Annotated in this window: 9 protein-coding genes and 1 pseudogene; 2 read left to right on the top strand and 8 right to left on the bottom strand. The window is 60.2% G+C overall.

Annotated features, from left to right (window positions below):
• Positions 1–127, top strand: a pseudogene (locus ATY79_RS31990) (LysE family translocator); the annotation flags it as partial.
• A 502-nt stretch (positions 128–629) separates the two neighbouring features.
• Positions 630–1,406, top strand: coding sequence for a polysaccharide lyase (locus tag ATY79_RS19815; RefSeq protein ID WP_189638046.1), 777 nt, complete (start codon positions 630–632; stop codon positions 1,404–1,406).
• 148 nt (positions 1,407–1,554) lie between these two features.
• On the opposite strand, the gene ATY79_RS31605 is transcribed toward ATY79_RS19815, so the two are convergent.
• From ATY79_RS31605 to ATY79_RS19780, 8 genes are all read right to left on the bottom strand, one after another.
• Positions 1,555–1,722 carry a hypothetical protein gene (locus tag ATY79_RS31605; protein WP_245312404.1) on the bottom strand — a complete coding sequence of 56 codons (168 nt, stop codon included), beginning with the start codon at positions 1,720–1,722 and terminating at the stop codon, positions 1,555–1,557.
• A 44-nt stretch (positions 1,723–1,766) separates the two neighbouring features.
• Entirely contained in the window at positions 1,767–2,351 is a 585-nt protein-coding gene (locus ATY79_RS19810; RefSeq protein ID WP_245312403.1) for a methyltransferase domain-containing protein, read from the bottom strand.
• Positions 2,352–2,614: 263 nt separating this feature from the next.
• On the bottom strand, positions 2,615–3,016 hold the full coding sequence (locus ATY79_RS19805; protein WP_088704674.1) for a hypothetical protein: 402 nt from the start codon (positions 3,014–3,016) through the stop codon (positions 2,615–2,617).
• A gap of 61 nt (positions 3,017–3,077) precedes the next feature.
• The gene (locus tag ATY79_RS19800; protein WP_088704673.1) at positions 3,078–3,881 is read right to left on the bottom strand and encodes an RDD family protein; all 804 of its coding nucleotides are present in this window, start codon (positions 3,879–3,881) and stop codon (positions 3,078–3,080) included.
• 112 nt (positions 3,882–3,993) lie between these two features.
• Positions 3,994–5,472, bottom strand: a complete 1,479-nt coding sequence (locus ATY79_RS19795) for an HlyD family type I secretion periplasmic adaptor subunit (protein WP_088704672.1) — start codon at positions 5,470–5,472, stop codon at positions 3,994–3,996.
• A complete protein-coding gene (locus ATY79_RS19790; protein WP_088704671.1) occupies positions 5,469–7,646 on the bottom strand; it encodes a type I secretion system permease/ATPase in 2,178 nt (725 codons plus the stop codon). The genes ATY79_RS19795 and ATY79_RS19790 overlap by 4 nt, the downstream gene beginning before the upstream one ends.
• Positions 7,647–7,655: 9 nt before the next feature.
• On the bottom strand, positions 7,656–8,165 hold the full coding sequence (locus tag ATY79_RS19785; RefSeq protein WP_088704670.1) for a hypothetical protein: 510 nt from the start codon (positions 8,163–8,165) through the stop codon (positions 7,656–7,658).
• 624 nt (positions 8,166–8,789) lie between these two features.
• A complete protein-coding gene (locus ATY79_RS19780) occupies positions 8,790–15,815 on the bottom strand; it encodes an adhesin (RefSeq protein WP_245312402.1) in 7,026 nt (2,341 codons plus the stop codon).
• Positions 15,816–16,331 lie beyond the last annotated feature (516 nt).

Genomic DNA, 16,331 nt, shown 5'->3' with positions numbered 1-16,331 from the left:
CGGGCACGTCATTCTCGCCGGCCGTGCTCGCAGGCTACTCAGGACGCCAAACATAGTACGCCGCGTGAACCAGACGGCCGGAGGGGTCATGGTCGGCGCTGGTGTCGTGGTCGTAGCAGCACGATGATGGCTGACCTTCCAACCCTTCAGTCCGCTCTGAAGCGAGCACGGTCCCTCGAAACGTCGAGCAAATGGCTGCCAGACAATCCATGCGCCAGACGGACTGCAGGTTGGCTGTCGCGACATCGCGGCAGCCCATCGTCACGGCGCGCGATCCGGCCCGAGGCCGTCGCCGCCCGTCGTCCTGAGCTGACGCCTCGTCAGTCATCAGATTCTCACAAGGCGGCCCTTTCGGTTTTCAGTTTTCCTGAGCGAGAGTTGATTAAGGGTAGGTACGGCCGAACGGATCACGTACCTGCCCTTTCCTACTGTCAATCAATCGCCGATGAGGAGCCTCGACGTCGCCGTCTAAACGATAGCCTTGGCACCAGCGTTGACGCCTCTATCATTTGATAGATGCCATCTTTCGCAACCGCGATACCATGGCCTTTCTTCGAGGGGATGCGCACAGCCGGGATGGAGGGTCCAATCATTGGCCATCCCGGCTCGCCGCGCAAAAGGAGGCTTACATGTACGGAACCACTTTGTGGAGAAACGTCGTAGCCGCCGCTGTCGGCGTGTCGTTTATCCCCATATTCCTGTCTATGACGGTCGCTCAAGCTGCCGATGGTTTTGGCGGCTTCGAAATACAGCGCGCCAAGGGGTATTCCTATCAACGAAGCGCCGCACCGGATGGAACGAGAGCGGAGCGCTTCGAATTGCGTGCAGGCGATTGCCCGCCTTCGACTGGCGATTGCCATAAGGATCGGGAAAGGGTCGAAAAGTGGGAGAGCCGACCAGCCTCGCGGCTCGACCACGAGTATTGGTACCACTTCTCGGTTTTCATTCCCAAGGACTGGCCTGCGATTGGTGAGCAAAATACGAAGCTTGGGCAGTTCCACCAGTTTGGGAACGGCAAGCCGCCCGTCCTTTTTCAGATAATAAATGGACAATACCTATTCGAACTATCGAATCCTTCGGTGCGCCAAGCGGACCCAATGCGCCCGCTTCCTCCCCTTGAACAGATCGGCCTCATCTCCGCGGACAAGATGAAGGGGCGGTGGACGAGTGTCACGGTCAACGTCAACTGGTCCAGGACACCCGCGGGCTTTATAAAGGTCTGGGTGAACGGTGCGCAGAAGGTTACCCTAGATGGCCCGAACGTGGACCGGGATGTCCCGGTCTATTTCAAGTACGGTATTTACCGCAGTTTCGTGAGCCGCCTCATCTCCGGCCCGCCGCTCGTGGCTTGGTATGCGGGAATTCGGCGTGGCTCGAGCCGTGAGATGGTTGATAGAACTCAATAGTCTGCACCATGAAGCGCACTGGCTTTGTAATCGAGGGCGTCCTGAAACGGAGTGTTCGCATCGACGGCCGCTTCGTCGACACGATATGCATGGCGCTCATGCTCGATGACCAATGAGTGTCGGCCCCGCTGATCGTCCCAACTGGGTTTCATGCCCTGGCTGTTACGATCCAGACCGAGGCGACCAATTCCACCCTGGACGGATCGCCAAGGCTCGTCAGTGCCTCTCGCAATTTGGGTTCGACCACCGAATTGATCGAAGGGTTTTCGCGAGCGATTTTGCCAAGCGGGCCGACGCTCAGCAGCACGCGCGTCATCGCGTCAACGTCGCCACTCGTAACCGCTTCGTCGTAAGGCGCGATTACGATATCTTTGAACCCGGCGGACATAAGAACGGTGCGGACATATTCGGCGTCTGAAAAGCTAAAGGGGGTTTCGTCGGCTGGCGATTGAAATCCCGCTGAATGCAATGGGAATCTGTCCAGTTCATTGTCTCGAAAGGGCCGCCAACAGCAGAATGCAAGCCTGCCCGTTGGAGGAAATTGGAGAACGCTGCAACAGGATCACCGAACGACATCACGCCAAAACGTGAGAAAACCGCATCCACGCTGCCGGACGGCAAGTCCAGCAGCTCAGCATCCGCTTCAATCAACTCTACGCATTCAAGTTGGCTCGTACGCTGACCTGCGACCCGGAGAAGCGGTTCCGAAATATCTACGCCATAGATCAATCCTTGCGGACCGACACGGTCCGCCAACTGCAAGATCGTTTGCCCGGTCCCGCAACCGATGTCGATCACGGTTTCCCCAGACCCCACATGCAATTCCTCCATGGCTCGTAGGCCAAGAGGAGAAAGCTGGCGGTCAATAAGCTCGTATTCTTCTGCCCAGGCCTTAGCGTGCAGTTGCCGTGGATTGCTGCCGATGGTGTCCGCCTCGGTCATCATTAGTCCGTCCCCATGCCGTTGGTGCAGACCGTAGGTCAGTCGACGCAACGGCGGCAATTGGCTCTTTCATGCCATGAAGGCAATCGGGCCGGAAGGGGCCGTCCGTCCCTGCCCTTCAACTGATGGCGGCGTTATCCCATCTTGAAGGGCATGCTCGGGGACGCATGACCAGAGAGCCCGTCGGACAAGTGACATGACGATCCGGCCACCCCAAATAGCAGTTGGAGCCGGCGGTGCATCACACGATTTGCGGGCGGTACGTGTCATCGCACGGCACGAACTAAAGCATCGACTGTCCTATTTGCCGTCTCCGCATTGTCGACAGTCACCGCACCCATGAACATTACTTCAACAACAAGGTCATTGAAGGACATGGCCCAAAGCCGTGCCTCGACGTCCTCCCACGGTTTGGTCTCATCGGCACCAAATATCTCGTTAAAGGCAAAATGCTTGAGGGGATATTTGTATTGGCTAAGGTATTCGGAATTCACCGGAAGGACCTTTAGACTTATCACCTCCGCAAAGCGGACGACAGTGATCTGTCCTCTCGTAGGGCCGGCATTGCTGTAGCAAAGCAAACCATCGCTGCCGTCGAAGATGGCGATGGGATTGCCAATATAGTCGTATAGCGGAAGCTTTTCCTTCGGAGATTCAACGATGGCCACACTCTACCTTCCTTTCGACAGCCGAAGCCATCCCCTAGCTGTTTGCGGTCTAAAATCCGTCTCACGTCCTGCGGACTTCGCAGCCGCTGAACCGGTCGTAGAACATCTGGCCTTTCCACCTGATGAGTGGCAGGACCCACCATAGTAGCGCCGCGATGAGAAAGCCGACAGCGGTCAATACCGGCGCGCTGGTCGCAGCAGTGCCATCGCGCATTGTGTGGATCATGGTCTCAAAGCTCCGGTCAGATGCTGTTGCCGTACCAATCAGATCGATCCCCACAAAGGCGATCAATGGCGAGAATTTCAAGAACTCCCTTTTCAGGGTCTTGCTCCAAAGTGGCGACGCACCGTCGACGGTGACCACTCGTATCGACAGAAGCTTCTTGCCCAGCGTCCGTCGACCATTCGCACCGAGGTAGGCGAAGGCAACCGAAACAATTAACAAGCCGGCCAGCGTGCCTGCGTGGTCCGAGACCGGATCGATCGGATCACCATTTTGATCCAGCGCCGCCGACACAGAGCGCGAAGAAAATGTCCCACCGTCAGGCTTTCCGGTGATGACCGTCGTGCGAAAGAAGACACGCTCTTTGCCTAGAAATTGGGTGACGCGGCAGAGTTGGTTCTCTCGTTTCTCTCCCTGTTTCAAGGGCCATTCATGCTCGACCTTTTCCACCAAAGGGCCGGAGGTGACTTCTCCGCACTGCGTACTCTCAAAGAGCGGCATCCCGAAATTCAAAGGAACGATGAGCGCGACCACTGCAAGCAACGCTTCAAAAATTGCCATGTCGATCAGGTATGCAAATGCTCGCCTCCAAAAGAGCCGGGGCTGCAAAGTTTTCTGATGCGTCTGCTTGATGATGTCCACGTTACCCTCTGCCCTTAACAATACGGTATGACGGGAAAAGCGAATCCACTCGCCATTGATCGTAGAAATTTCCTGGGGTGATTGTTGAGCCTCATCGATAGTCCTCCTCCGCTCATCGTTCCTTCATCGAGCCCGATGCAATCTCCGCAAGCGGCGAGAACAGGTATTCGAGGATGCGGCGCTTGCCGGTCTTGATCTCGACGGTGACGGACATGCCTGGCGACAGCGGTTGCCGCTGTCCCTCGACGTCGATGTCGTGGGCATCGAGCTTCACGGTCACCGGAAAGACGAGGTTCTGCACCCGCTGGGCATTGGCGATGGGAACGATGCTCTGCAGCGCCTTGGCGGGATCGCCCTCGAGCTGGCCGGCATCCGGCTCGGGAATGGCGTCGCGGGCAACGGCGGTGACGCGGCCGTTGAGCGTGCCATAGCGCGTGAACGGGAAGGCTTCGATCTTGACGACGACAGGCTGGTCGACGGCAACGAAGCCGATGTCGCGGTTCGGCAGATAGGCCTCGACCTCCAGCGTCCCGTCGCCGGGAACGATCCGCATCAGCTCCGCCCCCGATGTGACCACCTGTCCGACGGTGGTGATTGCCGACGCCTGCACCGTGCCGTCGATCGGACTGGTGATGGTCATCGACTGACGCCGCTTCTCAGCCTTGATCAGTTGCTGTTCGAGGGTGTCGGCGCGGCGCGCCGCTTCGCCCTGGCGGCTGATGTTGTCGGCGATGAACGTTGCCAGGGTCTTCTCGCCGTCGCTTGCGGCCACCGCCAACGAGGCGTGGGCCTCGGTCAGTTGTCCGGTTTCTTCGGTGAGAACCGCCATTTCCTTCTGCTGCGTCTCCATCGCATCGATCAAGGAGGCGCGCGTGCCGGCCGATTGATCGATCAGCGCATTGTGGATTCCGACGCGTTCGGTGAGGGTCGCGACCAGGGTGCTTTGCGCCTTGATCGTCTGCTCCAGGCGGGCGATCGTCGCTTGGCTCTGCGCCCGCTGCGCGGCAATATTGGCAAGCGCTGCCTCGAGCTGCGAGAGATCGGCACGGTAGATCGCCGCCTCGCGCTCCCGCAGGTCGGCGGAGAGCGTGGCGGGCAGGTCCAGGCTTTCCCCGATCGTCGCGCCCTTGGTCAGCCAGATGTCGTCGGCCTGCCATTGATGCGCGGTCTCGACGACCGCCTTGCGCCTGAGAATCTCGGCCTTCAGCGCTTCCAGTTCACTGACAATGCCGTCCTCGTCGGACTTCAGCTCGGTCTCGTCGAGATGAACCAAGAGGTCGCCGGCCTTCACGCGTGTACCGTTGACGACCGGCACAGAGGTGGTCTTGCCGGTCTCGATCGACTGGATCACCTTGACCCGTCCGGTCGGCTGAATCTTGCCTTGCGCCGTCGCGACAATGTCGAATGTGCCGAAGTAGCTCCAGACCAGCGCGCTGATTACCACCACCGAGATGAACCACAGGAACGCCATGCGGATCGGCGAGGCCGGTGTCTCCAGAATCTCCAGGGCAGCCGGCAGGAATGCATTGTCGGCACGCGACCGCTTCGGCGGCCGGCGTTTCGGGGTGCTGGGGCGAACGGCGACGTTCATGTCTTGTTGAACCCCGTCTGCAGGTCCCAGAGATGCGCATAGAGACCGTTCGGTCTGGCAAGCAGCGTCTCGTGCGTGCCTTCCTCGACAATCCGGCCATCCTTCATGCCGATGATCCGGTCGCAGTGGCGTACCGTCGCCAGCCGGTGGGCGATGATGATCACGGTGCGGCCTTTGACGATCTCGCGCATGTTGCCGATGATGATGCGCTCGCTCTCGTAGTCGAGGGCCGAGGTCGCCTCGTCGAGGATCAGGATCGGCGGATTGTTGGCAAGGGCACGGGCGATCGCCAGGCGCTGGCGCTGGCCGCCGGAAAGGTTGGCCCCGCGCTCCTCGATCAGCGTGTCGTAGCCACGCGGCAGCTTGGCGATGAACTCGTCGGCACCGGACAGACGCGCCATCTTCATGGCGGCGGCGCGCGACATCGCTGGATTGACCAGGCAGATATTGTCGTGGATCGTCCGGTTGAACAGCATGTTCTCCTGCAGCACGACGCCGATATTGGCGCGCAGCCAGGCCGGGTCGACCTGGGCGATATCCTGGCCGTCGACGAACACCTGACCACTCGCCGGCACATAGAAGCGCTGCACCAGCTTCGTCAGTGTCGACTTGCCCGATCCGGATGGGCCGACGATGCCGATCACCTCGCCGGGACGGATGCCGAAGGAAATGTCCTTCAGCACCTCCGGTCCATCCGGGGAGTAGCGGAAGTTGACGTGCTTGAACCCGATCGCTCCCTTCGGCGGCGGCAGGCTGACGGCAACGGAGGGACGCGGTTCGGCCGGGGCATTGAGGATATCGGCAAGGCGGGCGACCGACACCTGTACCTGCTGGAAGTCCTGCCAGAGCTGCGACAGTCTGAGGATCGGCTGCGAGACCTGACCCGAGATCATGTTGAAGGCGACCAGCGCCCCGACCGTCAGTTCGCCGTCGATCACCGCCTGCGCACCGAACAGCAGCAGGGCCGCCGAGGTGATCTTGTTGACGTACTGGATGGCGTTCTGGCCCTTGGCGGCGAGCATCGTCGCGAAGAACGACGATTGCACATAGGCGGCCAGCCGTTCCTCCCATTGCGAGGCAACGACCGGCTCGACGGCCGATGCCTTCAGCGTCTGGACGCCGACGACCGTCTCGACCAGGAACTGCTGGCTGTAGGCACCGCGCTCGAACTTCTCGTCGATCTTGTCCTTCAGCAGCGGCCGGATCAGGAAACCGATCGCCAGATAGAAGGGAACCGAGGCGACGACTATCCAGGCAAGCCGCGTCGAATAGGAAAACAAGACGGCGATGAAGACGAAGGTGAAGATCAGGTCGAGGCCGGAAAACAGCCCCTGTCCGGTCAGGAAATTGCGGATCGTCTCCAATTCCCGCACGCGGGCGATCGTCTGGCCGGTCGGGCGCGTCTCGAAGTAGTTGAGCGGCAGGTTGAGCAGATGCCGGAACAGCCGCCGTCCGAGTTCGACGTCGATACGGTTGGTCGTGTGCGAGAGCGCATAGGTGCGCATGTACTGCAGGATGACGTCGAAGAGACCGACGGCAAGCAGGCCGACGACCAGCACGATCAGCGTCGAGTAGCTGCGATGCGCCAGCACCTTGTCGACCACCACCTGGAAGAACAGCGGTGTGATCAAGGCAAATATCTGCACGATCAGCGACGCCATCAGCACATGGCCGAAGGCGCGGCGGTAGCGCCAGATCGACGGCAGGAACCAGCGGAAGCCGAAGCTGCCCTGTGCCGCACCCGGACCGGCAAAGCGCCGCTGCACCAGGATGAAGGTCGCCGATGTCTTAGCAAGCATCTCGTCTGGCGTGACTGAGCGCGTGGTAAAGTCGATCGGGTTGATCAGTTGGTAGAGACCGTCGGCATTCGCCGCCCCCAGGATCGCGAAGCTTCCGTCGCGCAGGCAGGCGATCGCCGGAACCGGAAGTCCCGCCAGCCGGTCCTTGCCGACGCTCCGCACGATCCTCGCCTTGAGGCCCGATATCTTCGCTGCCCGCAGGATGTCGTCGGCCTGCGACGGCCGATCGAGGGCAAGCTCACGGACAAGCGTCTCCGGTCGCGCGGCGATCCGGAAATAGCCGGCAATGGCGGCAAGCGCGGCAAGGCCGCTGTCGGGCGGTGGCCGGGCAGCAGCGTCGTCGCTCTCTTCGGCATCAATCAAGGCAACGGACATGGGTGGCGATCACATCACGTCCCTTGCTGCCGGGGCACGGGGTTCAACCCGTCGGCGGAGACGGTAGCCTTTAATTCTTTTTGAAAGAAAGCGTGCGATGTGAACAACCCCTGGCATGAGCAAAAGGCCGAAGAAAAAATTCAGCATATAGAAGGGCTGGAAACCTTCACTAAGCGATCCAAAGATGCGCTCGAAGACTGCGCAACGAACATCCGAGCATGTCGTGGCCATGTATGGAACAAAGCAATTCACCACGATCACCGCTGGCGCGGCCACAAGCAGCGTAAACGGCAGTACTCCTGCGGCGCGTTTTTCGTTGCTCAAACCGGTTAGGTCTTCTCCACTCCGGAACTCCGCGATGACCAGCAATCCATAGGCAAAGACCGCGGTCGCAAACTGCCATGTAACCAATGACAGAAACTCTCGACCGCCGTTCTCCGACTTGAACGACGTCACCAAGAATGAGCTTATCAAAAGTGTCGTGAACAGAATGAGCGAACGATTGTTGGCTCTTTTCACGATCCCTCGCCCGTACGAAAAGAGAGAGAGTGCAGTAAGGAAGAGCGGAAGGGGTCCAGCTACAGAGAGAGATGTTGCGAACGGCATTTTACAGCACTCAAGGACATTTAGGCTTTTGACCGCGGACAATCACTAAGCTGGGCGAAACGAAACATTCGTTAGAGATGCTTTCCTACCGAATCCATTGTCACTTCAGGAAAAAATTCCCTCGTTATAAAATCGGTGGGCGTATTTACCGCGCTAGCGCAATGATCAGGAATGCTGAATTCTCCATTCTACTGAGAGATCGCTTCGCCCAAAGTTAGCAAATACTCATCTTTTGCTATTTCAGCCGGACATCCATTGTCAACATGGTCGCTTGCATATTGAGAAAATTTCTCGCAAACCGGGAATTTTTCTGCGCTTATTGGACACCGAATAGAGGGGTCAGTACAATCTGCTGCGAGGCGTGAACGTCGCCACCAAAGTGGACAGCCATTCCATCCTTACACAACGTACGCGCCGCTGACGAACAAAGTCGTCGGTGGTTCTCTTCGTCAACGAAGGCAACGGACATGTGTGGCGATCACACCATGTCCGTTGCGGCCGGGGCACAGGGTTCCCCGGCGTTCAGGCCAGCATTCATCATGCCGCCCGATAGGCAAGCGTGGCGTCGGCGACGAGAAGCTTCTCGCCTGTCACGGTCTCGTAGCTCGATGTGCCGGTGATGGAAGAGCCGTCGGCGAAGGCCTGCGATCCTTCCGGCGTGTGCAGTAGGTTGACGAGCTTGATGCCTGCTTCCGACATGGTCTGAAGTTCGCCAGCGTCCGTGATGCCATTCTGGTTGGTGTCGCGCCAGACCCGGAACTCGCTCCAACGATCATCATTGGCATCGAGCACGTTGTCGTGGTTGCTGTCGAAGACGAGCCGCAGGCCGTCAAGGTCGGAAACATCTCCGCCGTTTGCTGCAATCTGCTCCTCCGTCGCCCACGAGCCGAAGCTGAGTTCCTTAGCTTGATCGATCAACCCGTCACCGCCAAGATCGATTGCGAGGAACCCGTCCTGAGGTCCGACCCAGGCCGTGTCAGTCTCGGAAAGGTTCGGGTCCCATGCGAAGGTGGGACCGTGGCCGCCCGCAAGGGCGGCGGTATCGAGCGGCCTGAGATCGATGTGCCCGTCGTGGTTCAGGTCGAGAAGCACGGGTATCGCACCCCCGTAAGAACTGTAGCTCTGTGATACGACCTTCCCGTTAGAATCCCAGAACGTAATGTTGACGTTGCGTGTCGTGCCGCTTTTGCTCGAGGAGCGCTGCATGACGACGTGCCCGGCCGAATCCCTTTCCTGTGCCAGCATCGAACCGTCGGCATTCACTTGTGTGGTAAATGTGAAGCCGCTGCCAAACACGTACCCGCTGCCACCCCCACCGCCGCTGTTCATTAAAACGCCGTTGGCGTTAAATTCCTCGTACAACCCGGTGCCGTGCTGATCGGTAATCCGGCTGCGCAGCACACCGTTGAGATCATAGACGCTCATGATCAGCGTGCCGTTATCGTTGTACTGGACGCCACTGGTCTGCTTTCCATTGGCCGCCCATTGACGCTGAATGCTGGACCACACCTGCGCATTGGTCGGGTCATAGTCCGCCCGATAGCGCGTGCCATTATCGTTGGTTTGATCGACCGCAGTCCGCTGTCCAGCCGCATTGTAACTCTGGATGTAGGTCGACCATGTCTGCGCATTGGTCGGATCGTAGCTGTAGATGTTTTTGGTGCCGTTGTCGTAATAGTTCGTCTGGGTAACGAGCCGTCCCGCACTGTCCTTGTACTGCTCGTACCGCGACCAGGTCTGGGTGTTGGCGACGTCATAGGTGACAGTATTGTGGGTGCCGTTGTCGTTGGCCTGATCGATGAAGGTCGGGTGCCCCCCTGCATCGAAGTTCTGCTGGTAGGTCGACCAGGTCTGGGCATTGGCTCGATCGTAGTTGATCTGCACCTTGGTGGCGTCGTCGTTGGTGGTGACCTGCACCGTCACCTGCCCTTTCGCGTCGTAGGTCTTTTCAACTTTCGTCCACGTGTTGGCATTGGCCGTATCGAACTCGGTCGTGCCGGTCAGAATGTTGGTGGCGCTGTAGAACTTGATCTGCTGTTGGTCGCCTGTTGCCGTGAAGGTGATCTCCGCGCGGGTGCCGTCATCCTTGTACTGGACCTCCGACACCTTCTTGCCTGTGGCGTCGAATTGCTGCTCGACCCTGCTCCAGGGCTGGGCGTTCAGCGGATCGTAGAGCGTCGCGGAAGTCAGAATGCCTGCCTTGTTGGCGCGGGTGATGCTGAGGGGCTGGCCGCTGGCCGCATCGAAGGCCGTCGTTTCCGAGCTGCCGTCGGTGGCAATGGTGACCTGGCTCGTCTTGCGGCCCTGGCCGTCCGAGGTGACGCGCAATGTGAGCGAACCGAGCGTGTTGACTGTGTCGACAACCGACTGCGTCAGCGTGCCGGCATTGAAGTCGACCTTGGTCAAAGTGACCGAGCCATCGGCATGGGTGACGGATGTCTCGGTGTGGTCTGTGCTGCCGTTGTTGCCGGTGTCCTTGACCAGTTTGGTGATCAGACCGTCGGCGCTGGTGCTAATCGTGCCGGTGGCGACAGTCGCGCCTGTTTCGGTCACGCTGGTGACGATGGAGCCGTCGACCTGCCGTACCGACTGCATCGTCACCTCGAAGACACCGTCGCCGTCGTAGTCGTAGCGGATGGTCTTGCTGCGGCCGTCGATCGATGTTGTCGTCTCCGACTTCGCGGCGATCGCCTGCGTCCAGTAGACGCCGCCGGCCGTCAGGTAGGAGGCGCTACGGGCCGTGGCGTTGTTCGTGACGACAGACTTCGTCGCGCCGGTCGCATCAATCGTGACAGTCTCGAGCTGGTCGTCCGTGCCGTCGCCGTTGACGTCCTTGGAGGTCGTGACGGTTTTGCCGTCGGCCGAGACCTGCACCGTCGTCTTCGCGGCAAGTTTGCCGGTCGCAAGGTCGGTATCCGTCATCACCGTCGTGCGGCTGCCATCGGCATGGACGACGTCGTCTACTTTGCGCTGGCGCTCGTTCGTGCCATTGCCGTCATAGTCCCAGGTGATCTCGGTGTGGCGGCCGTCGGCCGACACCGTGCGCACCGAGCGGTCTCGAACAGTGGTTCCGTCAGCGTTGAAGTCGGTGGTGGTCGAGGTCAGGATACCGGAGTTCGCCGTGACGCTCTGCTGACGCTGGTCGATGATGCCGTCGCCATTGGCGTCGCGCTCGACCGTCACCGTCAGCTTGTCGCCGCTCGTGGTCGTCACCGTCTTGTCGAGCAGATGGCTGCTGCTGTCCGACGTCGTCGCCGTCTGGCGGATCGTGCCGTCGGCCAGAACCTCTTGGGCGTTGCTGCGCGTCTGGTTGCCGAAGCCGGGACGCTCGTCGCTCGACGAGACGACCCTGCCGCTCGCATCCGTCGTCGCCACCGTCTTCGAGATCAGCGTGCCGTCCGCATTGGTTGCTGTGACGGTCCGGGTCGTCGTGCCGTCGGCATTGAGCACGGTCTCATCGCGGGCGCTCTGGCCATAGGTGCCGGAGCCCGTCAGGTCCCACTGCTCGATGATGACAAGGCCGTTGGCCGAAGTCTCGATCAGATGACGGCTGGCAAGGGGCGTGCCGTTGAAGATGCTGACGGTGCGGCTGCGCGAGCCGTCGGCGTTCAGCACCGTCACATCGATCTCACTCTTGTCGAAGGAGTTCACACCGGTCGTGTCCCAGTGGGTCGTGACCGACAGGCCGTCGGCCGAGGTGTCGACCACCGTCCGGCTCTTGAGGACGCCCGCGGTCAGCTCTTCGGTTGTCGTGGTCCGGCTACCATCAGCATTGAGGACGGTGACGTCGGTGACTTGCTTGTCCGTCGCGTTGTTGCCGTCGGTGTCGTAGTCGACGGTCCGGTGCAAGCCATCGGCCGAGATGGTGACCGTCTTCGTGTCGGTGACGATGCCGCCTGTCGTCAGATCGCTCATCACCTGCTTGACCCATCCGTCGTCTTGCTTCTTGGTGACGGTGCGTTGGTCGACGTTGCCGTCACCGTCAAGATCGAGTTCCACCGTCGTCGACAGGCCATGGGCTACGACCGTCGTGACCGTCCGGCTTTCGAGCCCACCGCCTGGCTTGAAGTAGGAGACCGTCTCGGCGGTGCCGCCGTCAACGTTCAACACGGTCACATCTTCCATCGAACGGACCGTGGTGTTGGAGCCATCGGCCCAGGTCGCCGTTTTCGTCAGGCCGTTGCCGCTTGTCGTCAGCGTCGTCTTTGCCGTCTGCACGCCGCCGACGGACTCGGAGACCACGCGCGTCTGGCCGCCATTTGCTTCCAGCGTGGTGACATCGATGACGGCTTTTTCGAAGGTGTTGTCGCCGTTGAGATCGGACTTTGAGGTCCTGGACAGGCCGTTGGCGGAGGTGGTGGTCACCGAACGGCTCTCCAGCGTTCCGTCCGCCTTGTAGGTCTCGACTGTATCCGTGGTTACCCCGGCATCGTTGACGGCGATCTTCTCCTGCGCATCAGTCGAAGAATTGCCGTCAAGGTCAAACGTCTTGGTGGCTGACTTTCCGTCGGCACTGATGGCCGTCGTCGCCTTCGAAATTAGTGTGCCGTCGCCAGCGCGGGTTACCTCGACGGTCTGCGTCGAGCCGTCCGCATTGAGCGTGCGCGTCGATGTTTCCCGTCTGTCGATCGTGGCATCACCATCGGCATAGACGACTGTCGACGTGGACAGGCCGTTGGCGCTGGTGGTCGTCGATGTTCGATCGATGCGCGTTGTGCCGCGATAGTGCGACACCGCCGTGTTTACCGACCCGTCGGCGTTCAGCGTCGAAACGTCCGTTGTCTTCAGGTCAACATTGCCGTCGCCGTTGACGTCTTCGCTTGTCGTGACCGAGAGGCCGTTGCCCGAGGTGAGGATCGTCTTCCGGTCGAGCAGCTTGCCATCGCCGGTGGTGAGCGAAATCGTCTCGGTGCGGCTGCCGTCGGTACCAAGCACGGTCTGGTCGGAGATCACCCGATCGTCGCCACCGCCATTGATGTCAACGCTGGAGGTCTTGGTCAGGCCATCGGCACTGACCGTATCCGTCCGTGTCGACAGCACCGCGCCGTTGACGGCATAGTCGGTGCGAACAGTCTCGCTGCGGCCGTCGGCGAACACCGTCTTGACCTGGCGGCTGTCGAGATGGCCGTCACCATCGGCATCCGTCGTCACCGTGGTCGTCTGTCGGTCGGCGCTTACAACCGTGGTTGTCTGCTGCTGCAGCGTGTCGTTGGTGCTTTTGACGCTGACCGTCTCGGTCCGCGAACCGTCCGCGCCAAGCGTGATCGTGTCTGAGGCAACCTGGTCGACGGTGCCGTCGCCGTTCAAATCGGCCCGCACCGTCTGCGACAGGCTGTCGGCCGTTGTCTTCGTCACGGTCGTCGAAAGCACCGTGCCGTTGTAGCTCTTTACCGTCACCGTCTCGGTGCGGCTGCCATCGGGATTGCCTGTTATTACGTCGGTAACGATACGATCGGCATTGCCAATGCCGTCGGCATCAACAGTCGTGGTCTTCGACAGGCCGTCGGCCGAGGTGATGGCCGTGGTCTTGTTGACCAGCGAGCCATCGGCATTGAGCGCGGTCACCGTCTTCGTCGTCGTGCCGTCGGCGGCAATCGTGATGCTGGTGAGGCTGTCGTCGGCGTGGTCGCCATTGGCATCCGTTGCGATGCTGATCGTCTTCAAGTCGGCGCTCGTTGTCGTCACCGTCTTCGAAAGCAGCGTGCCATTGCCGCTGACCTGCTGCACCGTCTGGGTCCGCGTGCCATCGGCGGATACGACGGTGATGTCGCTGTCGACGACGTCGATGTTACCGTCACCGGTCACGTCGGAGGAGACTGTCTTCGACAGGCCGTCGGCGCTGGTCACGGTGATCGACTTGCTCCGCAGCGAGTCGTCGCCATTGCTGACGGTTGTCTCGGCGGTGATGTCGCCGGAGGCGGCGACCGTGGTTACCGTCACCGAACGGCTGTCGACCGTGCCGTTGCCGTCCTCGTCGTCGGCAATGGTGATCGTCTTGTTGTCGGCGCTCGACGTCGTCACCGTCTGAGATAGCAGAGTGCCGTCGATTGCCCGCGTGTCGACCGTCTTCGTGCGGGTGCCGTCGGCGGCCACCACAGTCGTCTCGGAAACGACAAGGTCGTCGTTGCCGTCAGCATTGAGGTCGACGGTGCTGGTCTTCGTCAGTCCATCGGCAGTCGCTTCGATCACCACTTGCTGCAGCACCGTGCCATTGAGGCTCAGCGACTGCGTCGTCGTGGTCGAGGAACCGTCGGCATGCGCGATGAAGACCTGGCGCTCGTCGATCACGCCGTCGCCGTCCTGGTCGAGGCTCGTCGTCACGGTCTTCAGGTCGGCGCTGGTCACCGTGGTCGTGCGGTCGGCCAACGAGCCGTCGGCATTGACGTTGGAGACCACCTTGCTGCGGACGCCGTCGGTGGCGACCGACGTTGCGATTGTCTGCGAGCGGTCGAAGGTGCCGTTGCCGTCGTCGTCGAACTGCGTGGTAACCAAGTTGCCGTCGGCACTTGTCGTCACGACCTCGTGGAAGGCAAGCCTGCCGTCGGCATTGTAACCGAGAATGTCCTTTGCGACCGAACCGTTAGCCTGTGTGGCGCTCGTCGTGCGGATGATATATTTGTTTCCGTCGACCGCCAGCATCGCGTCGCCGGCAATCCCGGTCGTGCCATCAGAGCGCGTGAACGTCGTCGTGCCGGTGATTGCCGAGCCGTCGGCAAAGCTTTGACCGCTGCCGGTTGGCGTCAGGTCGATCGAAGTGATGCCGAGGCTGTCAAGCGTCACCAACTGACCATTGACCTCGACCCGGAACTCCGACCAGCGCGCGTCGCCGGCATCCAGCTTGCCGTTACCGTTGGTGTCGAAGACATGCTTCAGTGCTTCGAAGTCAGTCTTGGCGGTGGAATCCCATTCCGTAAACGCGAATTCATTGGAGCGGCTGATCTTGCCGTCACCGTCAGCGTCCAGGACCAGGACGCCGTTGCCCTGGCCAGCCCACGCAGTGCGCGTCGCGTAGCCGTCGCCGGCTAGATCGAGGAACTTCGACGAGGACGAGAGATCGTCGATGCTCAGGCCATTGCCGGAGATGTCGAGGAGAACTGGGTAGTAAGCACCGCCGTAGTTCGGAGTACGAGTATGGGGATGATCCGGTTGCGAACGTGACTGAGAAATGTGATCATCTTTTTCTTTACCCGGAAATGAGCGTTCTGAATAAGACGTGTTCGGTCTGGACGTCGGAGTTGGACCGGTCGACGGTGTCGACTGGAACCCGCCCGACTTGCCACCGCTGGACGTGCGTCCGCCGTTCCCATTCGATGAAGAGCCATAACTGCCACCGCTCGAGTAATCCCCTGATGCTGAGCCGTGACCGCCGTCGTTGATCGAACCTCTCCGACCGGATGAACTTTCTCCGGTGGACTCGTTCCACCGGGTTTGGGGGTCCTGGATCACTGGAACGGGAGCAGGAGGAGGAACAATGGGCGTTACGGTCGGAGTGGGACCGAACGTGTAGGGAGTAGCAATCGGCAAGTCCCACAGTTGGACCGTTGGCGTCGTGGAAGTATCCACTGAGGTCGGGAGGGTGGAAGGGAGCGAACCTGCGTTTAGTTCACGCGGCGTGTCGAGGCCAGTATTAGTTCCAGTATATCCGCTCGTAACGCTTCCAAAATCCGAATCGGTACGCCGATAAGAATTAAGATCACCTGCATCAGATAGTCGATCAAACGTCCATTTCTGTTCATAGAAATTTTGACGGAGATCGACAATGCCATGAAATACGTTGCCAATGGCGTAGCTAGCGACCCCATTTGCGATGACAACTCCATAAGGAACGGCCGGTGACATCGGCGGCACGGCAGTCCCCACAGCAGCTCCTCCGATCATTATTCCACCTTCGGTGAGTTTCGTCACGCCAAACTGCAGCGACGTAACGACACCGGAAGTAACTGGAGAGAGACCCTGCTGCCTATACTGATCGTAATCGTTGTACACGCCCAAAGCGGTCAGGGATCGGGAAAGATACGTTCCGAAGTTTGGAATAGCATGCGGATCATCGCGCATCGCTTCTCGCGCCAAGTCGATAAT

This window comes from Rhizobium sp. R693 (assembly GCF_002211315.1).
Lineage (GTDB): Bacteria > Pseudomonadota > Alphaproteobacteria > Rhizobiales > Rhizobiaceae > Rhizobium.
The sequence above is the reverse complement of the archived record's forward strand: the minus strand, read 5'-3'. Positions and strand labels throughout refer to the sequence as shown.

Coding starts and splice junctions, on each gene's coding strand:
- ATY79_RS19815 (WP_189638046.1), top strand. CDS start 630: ATGTACGGAACCACTTTGTGGAGAAACGTCGTAGCCGCCGCTGTCGGC.
- ATY79_RS31605 (WP_245312404.1), bottom strand. CDS start 1,722: ATGACGCGCGTGCTGCTGAGCGTCGGCCCGCTTGGCAAAATCGCTCGC.
- ATY79_RS19810 (WP_245312403.1), bottom strand. CDS start 2,351: ATGATGACCGAGGCGGACACCATCGGCAGCAATCCACGGCAACTGCAC.
- ATY79_RS19790 (WP_088704671.1), bottom strand. CDS start 7,646: ATGTCCGTTGCCTTGATTGATGCCGAAGAGAGCGACGACGCTGCTGCC.
- ATY79_RS19795 (WP_088704672.1), bottom strand. CDS start 5,472: ATGAACGTCGCCGTTCGCCCCAGCACCCCGAAACGCCGGCCGCCGAAG.